Raw genomic sequence first — 231 nt, 5'->3', positions numbered from 1 at the left:
CCGGACCGCACCACCATCATGAATTTCCGCCACCTGCTGGAGCAGCATCAACTGGCCCGCCAATTGTTCAAGACCATCAATCGCTGGCTGGCCGAAGCAGGCGTCATGATGACTCAAGGCACCTTGGTCGATGCCACCATCATTGAGGCACCCAGCTCGACCAAGAACAAAGAGCAGCAACGCGATCCGGAGATGCATCAGACCAAGAAAGGCAATCAGTGGCACTTTGGC

The 231-nt window shown here is 56.3% G+C and carries 1 pseudogene; it reads left to right on the top strand.

Going from position 1 to position 231, the window contains the following annotated elements:
* Window positions 1-231: pseudogene (locus tag FHC52_RS23115) on the top strand (IS5/IS1182 family transposase); the annotation flags it as partial.

Origin of the sequence: Enterobacter sp. EC_64, from assembly GCF_019584165.1 — a bacterium.
Classification (GTDB): domain Bacteria; phylum Pseudomonadota; class Gammaproteobacteria; order Enterobacterales; family Enterobacteriaceae; genus Enterobacter; species Enterobacter roggenkampii.
This window is presented reverse-complemented; position numbering and strand designations above follow the sequence as displayed.